Here is a 21,189-nt window from a genome sequence, read left to right on the forward strand (position 1 = left end):
ATGCGATTTAGACTTGGAATAAGCCTTTTAAACAATACTATACAACGATAGCCTGTAAAACAATGCTTGAGTCAAAACCGATATAGACGATGTGACTTATCAACTCGGTGTAGTAAAGGAAAGCATGGATAATTTAAAGAAAGCAGATTAGATAACGACAAGGAAGTAAAAATTAAGATCCGTATGTAGAAAACTCCCTTCAAACCGAAGTGGGGTTTTTTGTGAGATATTTTCATTGTTATATAACAAAGTCTTATCGTTACACTGAATTTCCCCGCTAGCCAGACAGGGCTTTTTTACTGAATGTCGATACCAAAGTAGTAAGGAAAACCCCTACATTACAGCATTTTTAAAGCTTTATAGAACAAGCTCTTACCGTAAACGACAAAATAATCACCTAAAAGACAAAATTTTTTTAATATATACTCTTGCATGAAAAAATCAACTGTTATATAATAGGTTCATGGAAAGAGGATAGTTATATAATACAAATTTGAAAAACACGATTACGGAGAGGTGATTTTCGATTCATGAGCAGAACAAACTATCTGGAAGGTATTGACATTATCGAAGCAATTCCTGAATCTTATGCCGAAATCCTTACACCTGAAGCATTAGCGTTTGTAGCCAAATTGCAAAGGGAATGCAATCGCACACGCGTATCTCTATTAGAGAAGCGCGAGGAAAGGCAGAAGCAGATTGACGCAGGTAAACTGCCTGATTTTCTGCCGGAAACAGCACATATTCGAAACAGTGCGTGGACCATTGCCCCTCTCCCGCCTGATCTTCAAGATCGAAGGGTAGAGATTACCGGACCTGCAGGAGACCGCAAAATGGTCATTAATGCCTTAAACTCCGGAGCGAGATTGTTTATGGCCGATTTTGAAGATGCCAACTCTCCAACCTGGAGCAATACAATCGAAGGCCAAATCAATTTAAGGGATGCGATTCGGAGAACCATTAATTTTGCGAATCCGGACGGCAAACAATATTCACTGAAAGAAAATACAGCAACGTTAATTGTCCGGCCGCGCGGATGGCACCTGGAAGAAAAAAATGTATTAATCGATGGAGAACCCGTATCCGCAAGTCTCTTCGATTTCGGTCTTTATTTCTACCATAATGCAGATACGCTGCTTCAGAATGGCTCAGGTCCATATTTTTATCTTCCTAAGCTTGAGAGCCATCTGGAAGCAAGGCTGTGGAATGAAGTGTTTGTTATTGCACAGAACGAACTGGGAATTCCACAGGGAACCATTAAAGCAACCGTTCTTATTGAAACGATTCTGGCAACGTTTGAAATGGATGAGATACTATATGAACTGCGCGAGCATTCAGCCGGGTTAAACTGCGGACGCTGGGACTACATATTCAGCTACATCAAGAAGCTCCGCAACCAGCCGGAAGTCATCCTGCCTGATCGTGCAACTGTTACAATGACTGTGCCATTTATGAGTGCTTATGCGCAGCTAACGATTAAAACATGCCATCGTCGAAACGCTCCGGCCATTGGCGGTATGGCTGCCCAAATCCCAATTAAGGGCGATCCGGCAGCAAATGAAGAAGCGTTTAACAAGGTTCGCGCCGACAAGGAACGGGAGGCAAGGAATGGCCATGATGGAACATGGGTAGCTCACCCCGGCTTAGTTCCGGTAGCGATGGAAGTGTTCGACAAAATTATGACGACACCAAATCAAATCGATAACAAGCGTGAGGATGTACAGGTGACGACTGAGGATTTACTCGCCGTACCTGAAGGAGCGATTACAGAAGAAGGCCTTCGCACGAATATTAGCGTAGGGATTCAATACATTGAAGCCTGGCTTCGCGGCTACGGTGCCGTTCCGATTTTTAATCTGATGGAAGATGCAGCTACCGCAGAGATTTCCCGGGCCCAGGTTTGGCAGTGGATTCGTCACCCCAAAGGCATTCTTGATGATGGGCGTAAGGTGACAGCTCCATTATTCGAGCAGCTGCTTGGGGAAGAGCTGGAGAAAATTAAAGAAGCGGTTGGAGAAGACCATTATCGTTCTGGTAAGTACCAGTTGGCGAGTGAGTTGTTCTCTCAGCTTATCCTTGATGATAAGTTTGAGAACTTCTTAACGCTTCCTGGATATAAATATATTCAATAATTAGAAAGGGTGGATGAGATATGGTAGAACATTACGTAACACAATTAGAGGAAAGCTGGAAAGATAGCCGTTGGAGAGGAATTGAGAGACCGTATTCGGCCGAGGATGTTATCCGGCTCCGCGGTTCGGTTCAAATCGAATATACACTGGCTCGTATGGGGGCCAGACGCCTCTGGGACCTTGTAAACACAGAGGACTATGTTAATGCGTTAGGCGCTTTAACGGGAAATCAAGCCGTACAGCAAGTAAAGGCCGGTTTAAAAGCGATTTATCTAAGCGGCTGGCAAGTTGCGGCGGATGCAAACCTCTCCGGAAATATGTATCCTGACCAGAGTTTATATCCGGCAAACAGCGTGCCATCCGTTGTTAAACGCATTAACCAGGCGCTGCAGCGTGCGGATCAAATCCATCATTCAGAAGGTAACAATGACATCAATTGGTTTGCGCCGATTGTTGCGGACATGGAAGCGGGATTTGGAGGGACATTAAACGTATTCGAACTGACCAAAGCGATGATTGAAGCAGGTGCCTCCGGCGTTCACCTCGAGGACCAGTTATCTTCCGAGAAGAAGTGCGGCCACTTAGGCGGAAAAGTTCTGCTGCCAACACAAACTGCAGTACGCAACCTGATTGCTGCACGATTGGCTGCTGACGTTATGGGTGTTCCTACTGTAATAATCGCAAGAACAGATGCAAACGCAGCAAATCTAATTACGAGTGATGCTGATCCGTACGATGCACCGTTCATTACGGGTGAGCGTACTTCAGAAGGGTTCTACAGAACGAAAGAGGGGCTCGATCAGGCGATTGCAAGAGGTCTTGCGTATGCGCCGTACGCAGATATGATTTGGTGTGAAACTTCTGAGCCGAATATTGAAGAGGCTAGACGCTTTGCGGAAGCCATCCATGAGAAATTCCCTGGAAAGCTGCTTGCCTACAACTGCTCGCCGTCTTTCAACTGGAAGAAAAAACTGGATGATGAGACGATTGCGAAATTTCAGATTGAATTGGGCAAAATGGGGTACAAATTTCAATTCGTTACTCTGGCCGGGTTCCACGCTCTTAACTACGGCATGTTTGAATTAGCACGTGGTTATAAGGAGAAAGGGATGGCAGCATACTCCGAATTACAACAGGCAGAATTCGCCGCTGAACAATATGGCTATACTGCCACAAGACACCAGCGCGAAGTAGGTACCGGCTATTTTGACGAAGTTTCCCAGGTCATTAGCGGCGGAACGTCCTCTACGGTTGCACTTGCAGGTTCAACCGAAGCCGAACAGTTCACAAAAGCATAAATCGCTTTCCTATCATCCAGCGCTGATAAAAAATTAAAGGTTATCTACAAGTATACAACACTGGATAGGAAATAACAAATAGAAGGAATTAAAGGTAAATACGCTGTTTTATTAGTTTACTCTCAGGATAGGGCACCAGGCCCTATCCTGAAGTTTTATATGTGAACGGGAAGGATACAGGAGTGGGAGATATGAAAAGAAAAATAACAATTGCTGTACGGATAGCCGTTCAAATCGGTATTTTGTACATCCTTAACCAGGCAGGAAATCTTATCGTCAAGGTTCTTCACCTTCCGATACCGGGAAATCTAATTGGCCTGCTGCTTCTTTTTCTTCTATTAATCACGAAAGTCATTCCACTGCAATGGATAGAGGAAGGCTCTGCTCTTCTTTTGAAACATTTGTCTTTTTTCTTTATTCCGATTGCGGTGGGCTTGATGAGTTATGGGAATTTGCTTCTACATCAAGGCTGGCTGTTGTTTGTTTCCATTCTGGTTAGTTTATGGATTGGGATTTACACGACGGGAAGGATTTCGCAATTCTTTGTTCGTGAAAAGAAGCCCGGTCAGGAGCAATCTTCATAAAGAGGCGATGATATGGATAAAGCGGTTACCTTTTATACACTTATTGTAACGATCGGGGCGTACACGGGGAGTCTTTTCTTAAATAAAAGAGTTTCTTCCCCTTTTACCCATCCGGTTTTTGTTAGTACACTGGTGATTATTGGTGTACTTGTATCAAGTAATGTTCATTATAAGGAATATGAAGGCACCAAGGAAATGCTAGGTTTTTTTCTCGGGCCTGCTACTGTCGGAATTGCGGTTCCGTTGTATCAAAATCGAGCCATCCTGTTTCGGAATATCATTCCTTCGATTGCAGGTATAATGGCCGGATCGATAGTAAGTATAACGGCAACGATTTTAATGTTGAAAGGCCTTCATTTGTCGTCCGAGGTTATTCGTTCCTTAAGTTTAAAAACAATTACAACCCCGATGGCTGTCGAAGTGGCTCCCATCATTCATGGGAATGCGATTTTAACCGCCATTTTTGTCGTGGTAACAGGGATGCTGGGAGCTATGACGGGTCCCTGGGTTATGAACAAAATGGGAATCTATGATCCGCTATCCAGAGGGCTCGCTCTTGGGGTGCAGGCGCACGGTATCGGAACGGCACAGGCTGCATTAGAAGGGAGGCTGCAGGCTGCTATTGCCGGTGTAGCTATGGGGATTAACGGAATTTTCGTTTCTGTCCTTGCCCCGGTTATCATTCCATGGATTACGAAGTGAATTATTGCACTTTTAATTCCCTTGTGTTGTATAACAACAAATTCGTATAAAAGCACCACAATCTACCGTGCACGCGGAGTTGTGGCGCTTTTCACGTTTATTTAGATAACTTGCTGTTATTTTGACAGCATAAAGAAATAGTACCTTGCCCATCCCCTGATTTCAGGAATAAACAAGGTACTATTCTGTGTTCTCCAGCGTCATTGGGTCACCTTTCTATTCGTGGTTACGGCCGAAGCAGCGTTCACATTCATGAAGATAGGATTCTGCCTGTTCTTCGAAATGCTCACCACATTCACTGCACATTTTTTTCGGCAGATTTCTGTAAAACTCCAGGTCTCTTGTCATTTTTTATTCCTCCATTTATCTTTTATTCTGAATTCTTTATTTGTTTTTATTGTACTATAACAGAAAATGTTTTGTCAACGATTGTTATATAACTTTTTTTTATTTTTTTGCCTGTTCAAAACACAATAGGGTTAGGGATCAAAAAAATGGGCCTATCATTTCTGATAGCCCATTTTTTGTCACGATTAAATCAGAAGTCTTCAAAATCCAATTTCTTTACTGCTTGTATATCTAAATTTTTGTACATGGAATAGATGGAGCGATTGTAAGCCATTCAAAACTGTTTATGAATGACAGTCACTTGTTTTTTTGATTTTTTCAATACAGCAATAAAAACAGGTTCAAAAAACCTGAGGATTTCTGTTAGCGTTGCCTCATGAAAATCGTATCCATCATCAAAGCTTTTTTCATACGCAATGATTTTTTTGTCATCTATAGGTAAGAAATGATCTCTTCCCTGATTTATAACAATAAATTCATAATATTCCTTTGCGTGGATGACAAGCATCCTAAAGTGTTCGGATATTTTTGTAAAGGATTTTTCGTACAAGTAAAAAGCGATAAAAGCCGCAAGTCCCATCCCGGATGTAAATATCCAATCTTTACGGAGCGGGAAATTGATTGTGCTTTTGTTAAGTCCTTTAAATTTTGCCTGATCTTCGTCCCAGTCAATATGGCTTGTTGTTATTGCTACGAATTGCTTTCTTTCCGTTCGGTAATTTCGGCCAGTATTTCGTAGGAATGAAGACGTGCCTGGTGGTCAAAAATTTGGGCGATGACCATCATTTCGTCGGCCTGGGTATCATCTAAAAACATCTGCAGCTTCTGTTTAACGGTTTCAGGGCTACCGACGATAGAGGAGCCCAACTGCTGCTGCAAGGCTTCCTTCTCGTAGTCGGTCCAGAAATCATCCATGCTATCCACTGGAGGCTGCAGGGGTGCTTCATGATTCCGGATTAAGTTCAGGAACTGCTGCTGTAATGTCGTTGCCAGACGCTGGGCTTCTTTATCCGTATCGGCGGAAATGACGTTCACCCCAACCATTGCGTACGGCTCATCAAGCACTTCCGAAGGCTTAAAGCTCTGGCGGTACAGCTCCAAAGCCGGCAGTGTATTGTTAGGCGAGAAGTGGCTGGCAAAGGCAAAAGGCAGCCCGAGTTGGCCGGCCAGCTGTGCGCTGAATCCACTTGAGCCCAATAACCAGATGGGGATGTTCAACCCTTCGCCCGGGATCGCTCTTACATGCATTCTTTCCGGAGCTAAAGCCGGATTAAAGTAGGCGCGCAGTTCAGCTAACTGCTCAGGGAAATCGTGGCCATCACTTCTGCGGTCACGGCGCAGGGCATGTGCGGTACGCTGATCCGTGCCGGGTGCGCGGCCAAGACCCAGATCGATGCGGCCTGGAAACAGCGCTTCGAGCGTCCCGAATTGTTCGGCAATGACCAGGGGAGCATGATTGGGCAGCATGATTCCGCCTGAACCTACCCGGATTTTTGAAGTGCCGGCTGCCACATGGCTGATGACGATAGACGTAGCGGAACTGGCGATGAAGGGCATGTTATGGTGTTCTGCCAGCCAGTACCGGTTATAACCGAGCTTTTCGGCATGGCGGGCAAGATCTAACGTCTTTTGCAGAGATTCGGAGGGAGTACCGCCGGCCACAATCGGAGAAAGATCAAGGACCGAGAATGGTATATCAAGCAGTTGTTTTGCATTTTTATTGACTGAATTTCCTTTGGGCATCGTTTCGTCCTCCTTCTGTATAAAGCTTAGTATGCTTTTCTGCCACAAATTTATTATATCGATAATTATCGATATAGCAAGGTGAAATAATGTAAGGTGCATAGAGGAAAGCAGAAACGATTTCTCCTGCCGGTTCCTTGCATCTGAATGTGCAAAACAGTATCATTTAGTTTGAAAAGCAGCGCCCTCTTAAAAAATTGCGGGCCATTTTTGCTGGAAGAAAGGATGAAGCCAGATGGGAAACATACTGCCTCCTGGTCAATTTGAAACAGAAAGTTGGCCTATTCTGCACCAGGGAGACGTTTGCGAATTTAATGAAGAAACGTGGGATTTCAAGTTGTTTGGTGAAGTGAAAGAGGAAACCGCCTTATCCTTTTCAGATGTAATGAAGCTGCCAAAGACGGTATCAACCATTGATATGCATTGTGTTACAACATGGTCGAAATTCGGCACAACTTTTGAAGGGATTGCCATGCGCGAGCTAGTGAATGCAGTTGAAATCAACGAAGGTGTTAAATACATCCAAATATACGGCTACTATGGTGGCGACCGATTTGGATATTCAGCTAATTTGCCGCTCGAAGCACTATTAGGGGATGACGCCCTGTTTGTTTACCGATGGAAGGATCACAATCATGACTGGCAGGATATTACTCCCAAGCACGGTTATCCTCTGCGCTTTATTCCGCCGGCCAGCTTCTATTTATGGAAAGGAACGAAGTGGGCCTCGGGGATTCGCTTTATGAAGGAAGACAAAGCGGGGTTTTGGGAAGAATTGGGTTATTCAATGACAGCCAACCCGTTCAAAGAGGAACGCTATCGTTGAATAGAATAGAGGAGGTGTTGACATGGCAACTGAGGTCATTTTGAACGGTGTTAATATAAAAACAACCGGATATCAACAGGAAGTTATCCATGATGAAAAGACCGGGAATGAGTTACATAAAATTGGCTTTGATTTTAAAGTGCGGAGCGGGGAAGAGTACCATACGATAACGACGCTATTATATGAGATGATTTTTGATATTAAAGTTCCTGAGCATAAACTGGAATTCAGAGGAACCATCCATAATTATTCGACTTCTTTCACAAACCTTTATAAGGAAGATACAGTTGGTGATTTTAAATTAGAGTTAATCGAAATTCGGTAAGTTGAAGAATGGAAAGAAATCCGCATGATGTAATTGCTGCCTGTGCAGTTGTGATGATACCTTGCTCCTGTGCATATTTATTTGAGTAGGAATAAAGTTTACAGGAGGCAGGGTATGATTAAGGTCCTCGAATCGCCTGTTGAACCGGCATTTATCATCCAGCAGTGGTCAGCGAATAATGTACAGAAAGAAGCAATCGAACGGATGGCTGTAAGTGAACACGTTTACCAGTATAGTTCTTTTGAGCAATTACGATTTGAGCTTAGGTTAAGAAGCCGCATGGTCAGGGCTGCAAGGCAGCTTAACCGTAGCGGTGCGGAGTTTGCCACGTTTAAAAATTCGAGATGCAACCTTGCATTCTGGGACCTTACGGAAAACGGAGGATTTAGCCTGAGGGAAGGTATACAGCCTGCCGAGGGGATTGCCGACATTTTTGAAAACGGCCCAAAGTACGCGTTTGAATGTGCAACAGCCGTTATGATTGTATGTTATAAGGCTGTGCTTGAAGTCATTACGCAGCAAGATTTTAACCGCTTGTTTTCTAATCTTCTCCTATGGGATTGGCATTATGACAAAGACCTTGGATTGACATGGAGAAAAGAAGCTGATTACCTGCCGGGCGATGTTCAATATTTCGAAAATCCTGATGTTAATCCTGCAAGTATTGAATGGCAGGGTGAGAACGTTGTCGTTATGGAAAATGAACATTATTATGGGCATGGGATTGGAATAAAAACAAAGCAAGGAATGATCACCGTTTTAAATAAAAAACGAAAGCCGGGAGCCACAGTGCCCGCTTATCTAATCGATAAGGCCTGCCGCCCGGATTTTATCTATTTATCCCAATACAGTAACAGGTTTTCAGATCTGCCCTCGGCTCAAGAGCACCCGGAAAATCGCTTTATCATTTCACAAATCGGTTCGATAACGTCTATTCAAATGTAAAGAGTCGCTGCGTTGACAAGGATGTTTCCATCTTTTACATTAAAAAGGATCATAAAAAACGAAAAAGGAGCTGGGAAACATGTACGATATTGCTATTGTGGGAGCAGGGCCTGCCGGGGCGAGCGCTGCGCTGTTTGCTGCGAAAGCCGGGAAGAGAACGCTGGTGCTTGATTCTGATAAGAGCATGACAAAACGGGCATGGATGGAAAATCATTATGGGATAATGGAAATTTCAGGACCTGATATGATCGAAACCGGGAAAAAACAAGCAAGTAAATTTGGTGCAGAAATTGTCGAAGGTAAGGTGGTAAACATCGTTAAAACAGATGCCGGTTTTCAAATCGAAGCAGAACAGGGCACGTTTGAAGCGCAGCAAGTTATCCTGGCAACGGGTGTCCTCGTTGACCTTGCAGAAACAATTGGCTTAAAAACGAAGCCCGGAACGGAGCCGCGAATTAAAACGGTATTTGACGTAGATGCAGAAGGCAGAACGAACATAGATGGAATCTGGGCAGCAGGGACAGCAGCTGGAGTTAGTGTCCATACGATTGTTACAGCCGGAGACGGGGCAAAAGTAGCGATTAACATACTTAGCCAGCTCAATGGCGAACGGTATGTGGATCACGATTTACTAAAATCATAGAATCGCCATATTATAAACGAAAGCAGCTGATCTGGTTCACATCCGGGTCAGCTGCTTTCTTATGTGTAATTGCTATTGACTTTTATAAAATATTTATTTAAAATTAATACATATTAGAAATAAGAACAATTAAAGGAGGATTTACTATGGCACGACTTACTGGAAAAAAAGCACCTTATTTTGAAATGGAAACAGCACTTGGCAATGGACAGGATTTCGGTAAAGTAACACTGGACGATTATAAAGGAAAATGGTTGGTCTTCTTCTTCTACCCGCTCGATTTTACGTTTGTTTGCCCTACAGAAATCACAGCATTGAGCGATGCGTACGATCAATTTGCCGAATTAGACACGGAAATTCTAGGGGTATCAACGGATTCTGTATATTCTCACCGCGCATGGATTACGACTCCACGTGACCAAAACGGGTTAGGAGAGCTAAACTTCCCGCTGGCAGCTGATTTAACCCACAAAGTTGCTCGCGACTATGACGTATTGTCGGAGGAAGAAGGAACAGCTTTACGTGGACTGTTTATTATTAATCCAGAAGGAGAAGTAAAATACGAAGTAGTTACCCATAATGATGTAGGCCGCTCTGTGGAAGAAACATTGCGTGTTCTCCAGGCGTTACAGTCAGGAGGACTTTGCCCGGCTAACTGGAGACCAGGCATGAAAACACTATAGGGATAAGCAAAAAGGCAATAAAAGAGGCTCTTCTGATATCAGATACAGAAGAGCCTCTTTTTAGTATGGGTCATCCGAAGAATTAAAAATTGAACCTACCGACAGATTTTTACATATTTTTCAGGGGAAGTTTTTTATACTGGTAAATAAGAAAAAGGAGGGAGTAGTAATGGATAATTATATCGAAGGCACATTTCTTAAAGCTTCTGACGGTTCTTCTATGTTCCACATAGATGATACGCATACGATTTTGCTTACGGATGGAAAAGCAATGAAGGTAAGCTATGGCGGGGAATGGATTAGCGGTATACATATAGGTGGAGATGTTATCCATAGTGGAGGAAAAGATAAATTGCGGACAGGAGATAGAATTAGAATAAAAAAACTGTAAAGAAAACAACCAGCCTGGAGCAATCCAGGCTGGCTTTCTTTACAAACGGAGTATGTGATTTAGCTGTTCTCTTCGTCACGATATCTATTCCTTTCGTTCCATCCATTGATCGGACCAGTCCTGAACCGCATCCATTACCTGCTTCAACCCTTTTCCTTTCTTTGTTAGTTCATATTCTATGCGCACCGGTGTTTCAGGATAGACGTGCCGAACCAAAATCTCTTCTTGCTCCAGTTCTTTACATCGCTCAACGAGCATCCGATCGCTCATGTTTGGGATCATGTCCGCTATTTCTCGAAAGCGCTTCGGGCCGCTAAGCAGGGATTGAACAATTAGGCCTGTCCATTTCTTTCCTAGAAGTGTAAAGGCGGCCTCAAATTTCGGGCATAATGTAGGAAGATGTTTCATATTCTCACCTCTTTTTATTTATTTTACCATAGTTACTTGACAAAGGTAAGTGTTTGAAGTTAGCATACTTACATAAAATTAGTTAAGAATAAAAAGTTCAGGAAACGGGCTTTACATCGATCCATGTTTTCCCCTTCCTTCTACTGGCCCTGATTTTGCTCGTGGCATTCGTAATTGTCGATTTGCGTGCAGAGAATCCCCTTGTGCCGATAGGTTCATTATGGGCAGCGAAACCTGTTTCCGGAACGATTATGGCTATCTCTTCCCACGTTGCGCTCATTATTGCCATTGCAGGGATTAATGGATTTTTGCGAACCATTATAGACCCTCCGTTCCTGTACCTGTCCTACTTTTATTTATGGTTCTTCATAGGGATCGTAGCAGCTGCTATGTTCAGCACCTTGTTTTATGACAGGCTGGGCGCAGGTGTGCTGGGCATTCTGGGGTCCCTTGCGGTTATTTTTGTGAGCATTCAATGGAGAACAATCGGAGCGGAAGCTTCTATGAATACGTTGTATATACAAATGGCTTGCCTCGGTGGGGGAGTAGGTATGGTGCTAATATCAGGAGCCCTGGGCACAGCACTTGCCGGTGATATTCATAAAGCAACGCTTCGTTCCGCTTCTCTGCATTCGATTCGCAACTTTATCGGGGCTGTCGCTGCACCGATACTTGGCTGGTTTATATACAGGCAAAACGCCATTCATTAGTAACGCAGAAAGTGCCGGTAAAAATTTCAGTTCAAAATCCGTCAGCCAAGGTGCTGCCTGGTATGGATGCGGAAGTCAAGATCGCTTTGTAAAAAAAGAAAAGCCAGTCTAAAAAATAGACTGGCTTTTTTGGGCGGTGAATGACTACGGACAAGTATCATGGGATAAAGCCCTTTTCACGGTAAAGTAATTTACACTTTAAACCGGTTAATTAATTCGTTATACCGCCAAGAGAAACATATTTTATATCGAGATATTCCTCGATCCCATATTTGCTTCCTTCACGTCCCAACCCGGATTCCTTAATGCCCCCAAATGGGGCCTGAGCCGTTGAAGGCATACCGTCATTCGCCCCCAGGATTCCATACTCTAACTGATCAGCAAGACGGAAAATTCTACCGACATCTCTTGTGAAGAAATAAGCGGCTAATCCATAATTCGTATTGTTTGCCTTTTGAATTACTTCTTCTTCTGTGCTAAAGGGAAGAATGGCAGCGACAGGCCCAAACGTTTCCTCATGGGCTACTTTCATTTCCTCATTAACATTCGTTAAGAGGGTAGGGGGATAATAGTAGCCTTTTTCCTGGCCCGTCCGTTCTCCGCCTACGACGAGTTTCGCCCCTTTTGCTACTGCATCCTGCACATGATCTTCTACCTTTCGGACAGCAGAAGGTTCAATCAGCGGCCCGACCGAGATTCCTTCCTCAAGGCCGTTCCCAACCTTCATCGCCTCTAACCGGGAAGCAAATTTCTCCGTGAACACCTCTAAAATCTCCTCATGTACATAGAAACGATTGGCAGCGACGCATGCTTCTCCCATGCCCCTCATTTTGGCTAATACCGCGTGGGAAACGGCTTCATCCAGATCTGCATCCGGGAATACAATAAACGGAGCGTGCCCGCCTAATTCGAAAGACACTCGTTTCATTGTATCCGCTGCTTGCTTCATCAGAAGCTTTCCCACGGAAGTGGAACCGGTAAATGAAATTTTACGAACACGCACATCATCCATGAGGACGCGTGTTAACTCGGCCGGCTCCGTTCCAACGATGATGGATAGTACGCCCTTTGGAAGACCGACTTCCTCAAAAATCCTTGCAATTTCCAGAGCAGATAGAGGGGTCAATTCTGAAGGTTTTACAATCATTGTACATCCTGCAGCAAAAGCAGGTCCGATTTTCCGCGTAATCATGGCCGCCGGAAAGTTCCATGGCGTTATGGCTGCTGTGACCCCAACAGGGCGTTTGATTACCAGAATTCTTTTATCTCTAGAGTTCGAAGGAATGGTATCTCCATAAATACGCTTGGCTTCTTCAGCAAACCACTCTAAGAACGAAGCCGCATAGGCGATTTCCCCGCGGGCTTCAGCGAGAGGCTTTCCTTCTTCTATCGTCATAATCTCAGCGAGCTTTTCCGTGCGTTCCCGCATCAATCTAGCTGCATCTGAAAGGATCCTGGCCCGTTCAGATGCAACGGTGTCAGCCCAGGCTGCCTGCGCATTAACAGCAGCTTCAACAGCTTGCTTCATTTCTTCCGGTCCCGCATTGGGAACCCGGGCAATCACTTCTTCTGTAGCAGGGTTGAGTACGTCATACTTTTCTTGCTTATCAATCCAATTTCCACCAATAAATAATGGGTAATTCTCTGAAATTGCCATGTTTTTTCCCCTTTTTTAAGAATTAGAATACAACGACAAGGCGGGAGGCTTCTCCTCTGGCCAATCGATCAAACCCTTCATTGATTTCATCCAGGGACAGGGTGTCTGTCAGCAATTTATCGACAGGCAAACGGCCTTGTTTATACAGTTCGATAAAACGAGGGATGTCCCGGGAAGGTATACAGCTTCCTACATAGGAACCTTTAAGCGTGCGTTCTTCAGCCGTTAAGGTTACCTGTGGGAAAGAGAAGTGGTGATCCGGGTGAGGCAGTCCCGTTGTTATCGTTGTGCCTCCACGTTTGGTAATTCCATATGCCACATTCATCGCAGGGACTACACCTGCAGTTTCAAACGCGTAATCCACTCCGCCGCCTGTGGCACTCTTAATTAAAGAAATTACCTCAGGATCCCTGGAGTTAAACGTATCGGTGGCACCTAACTCACGGGCCTGGGCTAGCTTTGCATCATTGACGTCTACCGCTACAATCCGGCTTGCGCCTGCTGTTACAGCGCCAAGCAGCGCGCTTAATCCAACACCGCCGAGCCCGATAATGGCGACTGTGCTTCCCATTTCGATCTGGGCTGTATTTACGACAGCTCCGACGCCTGTAATGACTGCACATCCGAAAACGGCAACTTTGTCAAAGGGAATCTCGGGGTCTACCTTAATCACGGAGTTTCTGGCAACAACGGCGTATTCAGCAAAAGCGGAAACGCCTAAATGGTGGTGAATTGTCTCTTCATGCAGATGGATTCGCCGCTCCCCGCTTAATAAGGTCCCGGCTGTATTGGCTTCGGCGCCTGGTTCACAAAGCGCAGGACGGCCTTCCTGGCACGGAAGGCAATGACCGCAGCTTGGAACGAAGACGCAAACGACATGATCACCAGGCTGTAAGTCGGTAACTCCTTCTCCTGCTTCCACAACAACACCGGCCGCTTCATGGCCTAATGCCATTGGCATCGGACGGGGCCGGTTTCCGTTGATGACGGATAAATCGGAATGGCAGAGACCCGCTGCCTTAATTTGAACGAGCACTTCCCCGCGGCCGGGGGGGTCTAATTCTAATGTTTCGATTTTAATCGGACGGCTTTCTGCATAGGGGGCAGGCAATCCTAATTCATGAAGTACGGCTGCACGTATTTTCATAGTTACTCCTCCTGTTATTTATTCGTAATATCCTTCGGTTGACTTGATAAACTTCTCAAAATGCCAGGCGGCTTAATAGGGGAGCCGAAGCTTTCTGCTGTATAAATAGCATCTGAGGCGAGGATAATTCCGCCTGTTTCAGGCAATTGAACCTGTAATCCGAGCATGCCCCACGCATGGCCGCTTCCGAAGTTCAGGACACGGATGCCGGAAGCGAGTTCAAGGAAGTCCTCGTCCCGTTTTACGGTCTGCCATTGAAGCTGGTTTTTAATCCAGGCATCCTCCTGAATTTACTGGATTCACGCCCATAGATTAAACAATGCAATTCCGATGCCAACACACAAATGTAGGGATAATCAGCGTTGGACGTGTACCCACCCTACATCGATGGTGAAAGATTTCACCAAAAAGCAGTGTAAGGGTTTACAGAATGCAAATTTACCTTCATAATTTAGGAGTGGTGAAAAAATTCAGCACAGGTGATAAAATTCACCGCTTCATTTGACGTAGAGGAGGCGCAGGATGATACGTACTCTGGACAAGGAACAGATGATGGCGATTCTTGAATTTTCCACAGATGGCATTTATGTAGTGGATCGTCAAGGTGTTACTCTTTTTGTAAATAAAGCATATGAACAGATTACGGGTTTTCCCCGTGAAGTCCTTGTCGGGCGGCATATGCAAGACTTAATACAGGAGGGGTATATTAACCAATCCGTCTCTCTTCAAGTGCTGCAGGAAAAGAGAAAGATTTCTCTCCTGCAAAATATCAAACAGACAAAGGAAGTCATTGCAACCGGAAACCCGGTGTTTGATGCTGCAGGAAATATCGAAATGATTGTTACGAGTGTACGAGACGTAACCGAATTAAACACATTACAAAATGAATTAAGCAAAGCGAAAACCTTTTCTCAAATGCAAAACTACCGTTTTTCCTTCACAACCGATCAAGAGGAAACCAAATTCTTATTCAAAAGCATGAGCATGCAGAGAATCTATGAGAAAATCGAGCAGGTTGCCCCTTTCCCTACAAGTGTTTTGTTAACAGGGCCTTCCGGTGTGGGGAAGGAAGTGCTCGCCAATCTTATTCATCATTTGAGCGATCGAAAAGATAAGCCTTTTATTAAAGTCAATTGTGGAGCGATCCCGGAAACGCTGGTAGAATCAGAGTTCTTCGGCTATGAATCCGGTGCTTTTACCGGAGCGCGCCGCGAAGGGAAAATTGGGCTATTGGAATTAGCAAATGAAGGAACACTCATGCTGGATGAAATTGGCGAAATGCCGCTTCAACTCCAGGTCAAGCTATTGCGCGCGATCCAGGAAAAAAAGATAAGGAGAATTGGCGGAACAGAAGCGATTTCGGTGGATATTCGCATCATTAGTGCTACCAATCAAAACATTACTGCGCTAACGGAACAGAAGAAATTCAGAGAAGATTTGTATTACCGGATCTCAGTTGTCGAAATCCAGATTCCCCCCTTGAGTCAGCGGAGGGAAGATGTAGAAATTCTTGTTGAACACTATTTTGATTATTTTTGCCAGAAGTTTAAAATTCGAAAAGAAATGACACAGGAGACGAAACAATGTCTTAACGAATATGAATGGCCGGGAAATGTCCGCGAGTTAAAAAATATAATGGAGAATGTTGTGACGTCGGTACCGGATGAACGTATTGAGCCGTATCACCTGCCATACCGAATCCAGTATTCACTCCACAAACCCATGTCGAATTTGAAAAAAAGAATGGAACAGATTGAAAAGCAAATTGTTAGAGACACGCTGATGAACCACTCGTCACTTCGACAGGCCTCGAAATATTTAGGAATTGATCATTCAACATTAATTAAAAAACTCAAAAGGTGGGAGGAACAATAACAATGAAACGAACAAGTAACGAATTGAAGCAAGAAGTTGCACACCAACTACAAAGCGTAAACCAATCAGATTTACTTGAATTGGTTACCCAGCTTATTTCTAACAGCATAGAAAACACTGAAGAAGCTTTTATATTTCTGGAACAGAAAGGTTATTTCAACAGTAAGAAGAGTAATAGCACATATGAAAAAAGGTACAGGCAAATCTTGAGCGAGCTTATTGAATTAATTGATGATTTCAATACATACGGGGGTGGGGTGAAGAGGAAGAAAACGAAGTGTACGGCTGTTTTGAAGTGCTAGCCGACCTTTTTATGGATAATAAAATCCCGAAAACGTATCTTAAGGAATGTATTGACTTGCTTATGCCGCAATACCTCATTAATAATTCCGGTCTCGAAGACACCATCATGGACTGGTTATTTGACATAGTAGAAGAAGAGGAAGACTGGCAGCGCATGATAGATTATCTCGTGTCTTCCAACAGCTCATACAATCAGTCGCTTGTGATGAAAATTCAAAGAGACAAACTGCATGATGACGAATCCTATGAAAAAGCACGGGCAGCCAGTCTGATATATGGAAAGGACTATTACGAGTATGCGCTTTTCTTAATAAAAAAAGGGCAGGAAGAAAAGGCTTTTGACATCATCAAAGAAGGGATTGAAAAGGGAAAAGGCAGAACAGGCGAACTGTATGATTATCTCTTCGAACATTATAATAAACAAAAAAATCGAGAGGCAGCATTGTCACTGTTGCAACAGCAATTCCAAAAGGATCCGTCGTATACCCTTTACCAGAAAATTGTTTCATACGCCAGTGCAGCCCAAAGGCCAAGCCTTAAAGAGGAACTATACGAACAGATTGGTTCTCGATCGGAAGGGTATATCAAAGCGGAAATTGACTTTCACGAAAAGAGGTACGAAAAAGTATTATTATATGTGACAGACTCGCTTCATATTAATAAGTGGAATTATCCAAGTCAATACGACAAAGTGCTGATTCCATTGTATCCGCAAGAGATGATTAGCTTTTACAAGAAATATGTAACGTTTTATATTAGCGAAAAGCAAAGAACTTATTACCGAAAAGCGGCACAGTATACTAAAAAAATAAAGAAAATTTACCTTGAAATTCTGCAGGACAAGCAGTCATGGGAGCAATATATTACTTCGCTTTTACAATTGTATCCAAATCTGCCGGCCCTGCGGGATGAATTGCAACTTGTTCTCTAACTCACAGTAGCGAAAAGAGAGCCTTTTCAAGCTTTTAAAGTTGTATAATAAGTGGAACATCAATTAGTTTAGAAGCTGGTCAACAAGAGAAAAATCAGATCGTTCGAAGCAAAATTAGATAAAATATGTTTAAGCATCATATGGACAGCGCTAACGATAAAGTTGGCGCTCTTTTTGTTTTATTTCTGGATAATTTTGGATATAATTAAATTGCCTCAGGGTTTAGAGCAAATACCTCAAGTACAAGGAGACAAATAGTATGGGCGAATGGGAACGAGTATGCGAAAGAGCAGTGGATCGAACCAAATCTAAGATTCAAGCTGATATAGATGAATTCCTTGAGAATAATAAGGAACTTCCCTCGCTGGCGGATTACCTGGCAGAAAACCAGGGGTATTTACAGAACCTTTGGAAGCAAGTGTGGGAACAGCAAGTAAAAACCGGATTTTCAAACACGTTTAAACGATCCTATCTCGAACAAAAAGGGATGGAAACCGCGGAGATGAACCGAAAGGCACTCCATCAGCAATTCATACATGTAATCGACGACAATTCGTCTTTTGATGCGATTCAATGGATACATAGTCAATATTTGAATGAGGAAGAAAAATGGAAACAAAGGTATATAAGTGCACAAAAGCGACACCAGGAAAAAGTAGAACGGCAGGAAAAGGCACGCCTGGAACGTGAACGGCAATGGAAGATACAACATCTCGAAGAAGCTATCCTGTCCGAAGTTTCCGATATCATAGAAAGCGACTGGGATTCGCTCTACATAAGAGTGCGTTTTGAAGCAGCCCGGAAATTAGCGGATGAAATAACGCCGCATGCAGCCGATGAATCGCTTATCCAGAATGATATCATGAACATAATATCGGGGGTATTATTAGAGCGCCTTGCGCTTTCGCTGCGGGCACAATATAAGGAACTGTACGCTGAAGACATGACGGTAACAGCTTTGCAAGATATAGCTACAGATGAACTTTCCGAACTTGAATGGACCTTCGAAGAGGAAATGAGTGAGGAAAGAACGTCTGATTTATTAAGTCTCACCGCTCTTTCCCTCTCTTTAGAAGAACAGCAGGCACTTTATAAACAGCACAAGGAAGAAAAAGAACACCGGAGAGTGGAAGCACTTGCGGAGATAGAGCGGAAAATGCAAGAAGAAAAACGCATCATTGCGGATATCTTCGGGCGGGAATATGATTCCTCTATTGATCATCACGTTGAATATCACCTTCATATTGGTGAAACGAATACAGGGAAGACGTATCAAGCATTAGAGCGGATGAAACAGGCAGCCTCCGGCATGTACCTGGCACCGCTCCGCTTACTCGCCCTTGAGGTGTTTGAAAAGCTTAATGAGGAAGGGGTTCCCTGCGACCTGAAAACCGGGGAAGAAGAGAAAAAGATAGAAGGGGCTTCCAAGGTCTCCTGCACAGTGGAAATGTTTTATGAAAAAGATCACTACGACGTTATTGTAATCGATGAAGCCCAGATGATCGCCGATAAGGACCGTGGGTTTTCCTGGTACAAAGCCATTACCAGGGCGAACGCGAATGAAGTTCATATTATTGGAAGCCGGAATATTAAAGGCATGCTGCTTCATCTTCTCCAGGGGCGGATATCCATATCAAGGAATACAAGCGGGACATTCCGCTTGAAGTAGAAGATAAACCGTTCAAAATTAAGGATGTACAACGCGGCGACGCTCTCATTTGTTTTTCCCGCAACAAAGTGCTGCAGACCGCAGCGAAGCTTGAAAAGGACGGGCATAACGTTAGTGTCATCTATGGAAGCATGCCCCCTGAAACCCGGCAAAAACAAATCCATCGGTTTATCGAAGGCCAGAGCAAGGTGATTGTAGCGACGGATGCGATTGGAATGGGATTAAATTTGCCGGTTCGCCGTGTGGTCTTTTTAGAAAATGAAAAATTTGACGGCAGCCGCAGGCGCACTTTGACCTCACAGGAAGTGAAACAAATTGCAGGCCGGGCGGGCCGCAAAGGAATCTATAATGTAGGATACGTTGCTTTTTCCGGCGATGTGAAGCGTATGAGACGGCTGCTATCCCAAACAGACGAGCCTGTTCGGATTTTTACGATTGCTCCCACTAAAGGCGTTTTTGAACGATTTCTTACACACCACCGCAGCCTGGGAACTTTCTTTGAGCTATGGAATAAGTTTGAAAATCCGAAGGGAACCCGAAAGGCGATCCTTTCGCAAGAGAAGGAACTGTATCATAGCATTAAGGGAACAGACGTTGAACAACGCCTTTCTTTGATGGATTTGTATGGCTACCTGCATATGCCGTTTTCAGGCAATGAGCCGACACTTAAACGGCAATGGCAGGATACGATGAAGGCGGTTGTTCGGTATGAGGAGCTGCCCGAGCCACAGACGAAGCACGGGTCACTCGAGGAGTTGGAACTTTCCTACAAAGCGGTAGGATTGCATCTGTTGTTCCTGTACAAGCTCAATAAACAAACGGAAGCTCACTACTGGGAGCGGGTGCGGGAACAGATTAGTGATGAAATTCACGAGCTGCTCAGAAAAGACATCAAACGGTTTAAGAAAACCTGCAAACATTGCGGTTGTGAACTTTCCTGGGATTATCAGTATCCGATGTGCAATAAGTGCCACAATCAAAGATATCGGAGACGCTATGATTTTGCCGATGAAGGATGGTTTTCATAATTCAACTTTCGCAGAGTAAAAGCCAGTGGAATATTGAGATTGGAGAGAAAGAGGAAATTCTTCAGTTGGATTTCCTAAATACTACGGTGACGAGTTAAATAAAACAGCCGTTTCCTAAGCGGGAACGGCTTTATTTCTGCTTTATCAAACTCATCTTGATGCAAAAGTTGAAATAAAATTATTCTTCAAGGAATTTTTCATCTAAATAATTTTCTAATAACTTTGTAATGTCAAACGCAGTGTGTGAGGAGTCAAAGTTCTTGTAAGCATGCTCGCACTCTTCTTTGTATTGCATGTTCTCTTCGTAATGTGCAGTATGACGTAAGATATCCTCTTGGGAGTCCCCGCGCTGCTTCTGGCGCTCCTCTACTACATCGGTATTTTCATAAATGAAGAAGCGAATCACTCTATCGCCGTACATTTTTTTAATTGTTTTTGTCCCTTCAGCATTGAGTACCATGATGATGCTCCGGTTATTTTCAAATAATTCTTCAATGTCTTTTTCTTTGAGTCCGTAACTATACCCATCCATTTTAATCGTTTCCAGGAATTCGTTGTTTTTTTCAGAAAGAGCAAACGATTCTTCTGAAATAAAATAATAGTCTTGTCTGTCGACTTCCATCGGTTTTTTCGGTCGCGTTGTATAGGATATAACAGGGGGAATATGTAAGCTTCGATGAATCATTTCAGCAACTGTTTTACGCCCGGCACCATCAGGACCCGTAAATACAAAAATGTAAGATTGCTCGTTTAAATTAAACATCTTAACAACTCCCTCTTTTTTTTAATCCTCTCCTCGAAAAGCATATCATCAATAGGAACAAGAAGCAAAATTGTTTTC

At 43.8% G+C, this 21,189-nt stretch carries 23 protein-coding genes and 2 pseudogenes; 17 read left to right on the forward strand and 8 right to left on the reverse strand.

Annotated elements, in window-relative coordinates; translation table 11 throughout:
* The first annotated feature begins 530 nt into the window (after positions 1-530).
* From aceB to MBEAL2_RS24370, 4 genes are all read left to right on the forward strand, one after another.
* Positions 531-2,132 (forward strand): malate synthase A, encoded by a 1,602-nt coding sequence (gene aceB, locus MBEAL2_RS24355; protein ID WP_047154833.1) that lies wholly within the window; start codon positions 531-533, stop codon positions 2,130-2,132.
* Positions 2,133-2,152: 20 nt separating this feature from the next.
* On the forward strand, positions 2,153-3,430 hold the full coding sequence (aceA, locus tag MBEAL2_RS24360) for an isocitrate lyase (protein ID WP_047154834.1): 1,278 nt from the start codon (positions 2,153-2,155) through the stop codon (positions 3,428-3,430).
* A gap of 191 nt (positions 3,431-3,621) precedes the next feature.
* A complete protein-coding gene (locus MBEAL2_RS24365; RefSeq protein WP_047154835.1) occupies positions 3,622-4,014 on the forward strand; it encodes a CidA/LrgA family protein in 393 nt (130 codons plus the stop codon).
* 12 nt (positions 4,015-4,026) lie between these two features.
* The gene (locus MBEAL2_RS24370; RefSeq protein WP_047154836.1) at positions 4,027-4,716 is read left to right on the forward strand and encodes an LrgB family protein; all 690 of its coding nucleotides are present in this window, start codon (positions 4,027-4,029) and stop codon (positions 4,714-4,716) included.
* Between the two features lie 216 nt (positions 4,717-4,932).
* Here the strand turns inward: MBEAL2_RS24370 and yhfH are convergent, their stop codons facing one another.
* The 3 genes from yhfH to MBEAL2_RS24380 all read right to left on the reverse strand — a co-directional run bounded on the left by yhfH (position 4,933) and on the right by MBEAL2_RS24380 (position 6,807).
* The gene (gene yhfH / locus MBEAL2_RS30645) at positions 4,933-5,064 is read right to left on the reverse strand and encodes a protein YhfH (protein WP_082130153.1); all 132 of its coding nucleotides are present in this window, start codon (positions 5,062-5,064) and stop codon (positions 4,933-4,935) included.
* Positions 5,065-5,338: 274 nt separating this feature from the next.
* Entirely contained in the window at positions 5,339-5,644 is a 306-nt protein-coding gene (locus tag MBEAL2_RS24375; protein ID WP_047154837.1) for a hypothetical protein, read from the reverse strand.
* Between the two features lie 110 nt (positions 5,645-5,754).
* Entirely contained in the window at positions 5,755-6,807 is a 1,053-nt protein-coding gene (locus tag MBEAL2_RS24380; protein ID WP_047154838.1) for an LLM class flavin-dependent oxidoreductase, read from the reverse strand.
* Between the two features lie 235 nt (positions 6,808-7,042).
* On the opposite strand from MBEAL2_RS24380, the gene MBEAL2_RS24385 reads away from it, so the two are divergent.
* The 6 genes from MBEAL2_RS24385 (at position 7,043) to MBEAL2_RS24410 (ending at position 10,620) form a co-directional block, all read left to right on the forward strand.
* Positions 7,043-7,633, forward strand: coding sequence for a molybdopterin-dependent oxidoreductase (locus MBEAL2_RS24385; RefSeq protein WP_047154839.1), 591 nt, complete (start codon positions 7,043-7,045; stop codon positions 7,631-7,633).
* A gap of 22 nt (positions 7,634-7,655) precedes the next feature.
* The gene (locus MBEAL2_RS24390; protein WP_047154840.1) at positions 7,656-7,958 is read left to right on the forward strand and encodes a DUF3219 family protein; all 303 of its coding nucleotides are present in this window, start codon (positions 7,656-7,658) and stop codon (positions 7,956-7,958) included.
* A 114-nt stretch (positions 7,959-8,072) separates the two neighbouring features.
* Positions 8,073-8,903 carry a protein-glutamine gamma-glutamyltransferase gene (locus MBEAL2_RS24395; RefSeq protein WP_047154841.1) on the forward strand — a complete coding sequence of 277 codons (831 nt, stop codon included), beginning with the start codon at positions 8,073-8,075 and terminating at the stop codon, positions 8,901-8,903.
* Between the two features lie 79 nt (positions 8,904-8,982).
* A complete protein-coding gene (locus tag MBEAL2_RS24400; RefSeq protein WP_047154842.1) occupies positions 8,983-9,546 on the forward strand; it encodes an FAD-dependent oxidoreductase in 564 nt (187 codons plus the stop codon).
* Between the two features lie 146 nt (positions 9,547-9,692).
* Positions 9,693-10,229: a peroxiredoxin gene (locus tag MBEAL2_RS24405; RefSeq protein ID WP_047154843.1), complete on the forward strand. Its 537-nt coding sequence runs from the start codon at positions 9,693-9,695 to the stop codon at positions 10,227-10,229.
* A gap of 169 nt (positions 10,230-10,398) precedes the next feature.
* On the forward strand, positions 10,399-10,620 hold the full coding sequence (locus MBEAL2_RS24410; RefSeq protein WP_047154844.1) for a hypothetical protein: 222 nt from the start codon (positions 10,399-10,401) through the stop codon (positions 10,618-10,620).
* Between the two features lie 84 nt (positions 10,621-10,704).
* Here MBEAL2_RS24410 and MBEAL2_RS24415 read toward each other — a convergent pair whose 3' ends face one another.
* Entirely contained in the window at positions 10,705-11,028 is a 324-nt protein-coding gene (locus MBEAL2_RS24415; RefSeq protein WP_047154845.1) for a winged helix-turn-helix transcriptional regulator, read from the reverse strand.
* Between the two features lie 155 nt (positions 11,029-11,183).
* Here MBEAL2_RS24415 and MBEAL2_RS24420 point away from each other — a divergent pair, with 155 nt between their 5' ends.
* Together MBEAL2_RS24420 and MBEAL2_RS33235 are read left to right on the forward strand one after the other, a co-directional pair.
* A complete protein-coding gene (locus MBEAL2_RS24420; protein WP_052947981.1) occupies positions 11,184-11,738 on the forward strand; it encodes a hypothetical protein in 555 nt (184 codons plus the stop codon).
* Positions 11,729-11,830 (forward strand): annotated as a pseudogene (locus tag MBEAL2_RS33235) (transporter); the annotation flags it as partial. The gene MBEAL2_RS24420 and the pseudogene MBEAL2_RS33235, both read left to right, overlap by 10 nt.
* A gap of 119 nt (positions 11,831-11,949) precedes the next feature.
* Here MBEAL2_RS33235 and MBEAL2_RS24425 read toward each other — a convergent pair.
* The 3 genes and pseudogenes from MBEAL2_RS24425 to MBEAL2_RS30650 all read right to left on the reverse strand — a co-directional run.
* Positions 11,950-13,395: an NAD-dependent succinate-semialdehyde dehydrogenase gene (locus MBEAL2_RS24425; RefSeq protein WP_052947982.1), complete on the reverse strand. Its 1,446-nt coding sequence runs from the start codon at positions 13,393-13,395 to the stop codon at positions 11,950-11,952.
* A 22-nt stretch (positions 13,396-13,417) separates the two neighbouring features.
* A complete protein-coding gene (locus tag MBEAL2_RS24430) occupies positions 13,418-14,542 on the reverse strand; it encodes a zinc-dependent alcohol dehydrogenase family protein (RefSeq protein WP_047154846.1) in 1,125 nt (374 codons plus the stop codon).
* 56 nt (positions 14,543-14,598) lie between these two features.
* Positions 14,599-14,823: pseudogene (locus MBEAL2_RS30650) on the reverse strand (N-acyl homoserine lactonase family protein); the annotation flags it as partial.
* Positions 14,824-15,064: 241 nt separating this feature from the next.
* On the opposite strand from MBEAL2_RS30650, the gene MBEAL2_RS24435 reads away from it, so the two are divergent.
* The 5 genes from MBEAL2_RS24435 to MBEAL2_RS33245 all read left to right on the forward strand — a co-directional run bounded on the left by MBEAL2_RS24435 (position 15,065) and on the right by MBEAL2_RS33245 (position 20,348).
* Positions 15,065-16,417 (forward strand): sigma-54 interaction domain-containing protein, encoded by a 1,353-nt coding sequence (locus tag MBEAL2_RS24435; protein ID WP_047154847.1) that lies wholly within the window; start codon positions 15,065-15,067, stop codon positions 16,415-16,417.
* A gap of 2 nt (positions 16,418-16,419) precedes the next feature.
* The gene (locus MBEAL2_RS24440) at positions 16,420-16,719 is read left to right on the forward strand and encodes a hypothetical protein (RefSeq protein WP_047154848.1); all 300 of its coding nucleotides are present in this window, start codon (positions 16,420-16,422) and stop codon (positions 16,717-16,719) included.
* Entirely contained in the window at positions 16,695-17,651 is a 957-nt protein-coding gene (locus tag MBEAL2_RS24445; protein ID WP_047154849.1) for a tetratricopeptide repeat protein, read from the forward strand. The genes MBEAL2_RS24440 and MBEAL2_RS24445 overlap by 25 nt, the downstream gene beginning before the upstream one ends.
* A gap of 259 nt (positions 17,652-17,910) precedes the next feature.
* Complete coding sequence (locus MBEAL2_RS33240) at positions 17,911-19,320, forward strand: DEAD/DEAH box helicase (protein WP_052947983.1); 1,410 nt, start codon at positions 17,911-17,913, stop codon at positions 19,318-19,320.
* Positions 19,321-19,388: 68 nt separating this feature from the next.
* Positions 19,389-20,348, forward strand: coding sequence for a helicase-related protein (locus MBEAL2_RS33245; RefSeq protein ID WP_052947984.1), 960 nt, complete (start codon positions 19,389-19,391; stop codon positions 20,346-20,348).
* A gap of 178 nt (positions 20,349-20,526) precedes the next feature.
* On the opposite strand, the gene MBEAL2_RS24455 is transcribed toward MBEAL2_RS33245, so the two are convergent.
* Complete coding sequence (locus MBEAL2_RS24455) at positions 20,527-21,111, reverse strand: guanylate kinase (protein WP_047154850.1); 585 nt, start codon at positions 21,109-21,111, stop codon at positions 20,527-20,529.
* Positions 21,112-21,189: the final 78 nt, after the last annotated feature.

This window comes from Aneurinibacillus tyrosinisolvens (assembly GCF_001015055.1).
Classification (GTDB): Bacteria; Bacillota; Bacilli; order Aneurinibacillales; family Aneurinibacillaceae; genus Aneurinibacillus_A; species Aneurinibacillus_A tyrosinisolvens.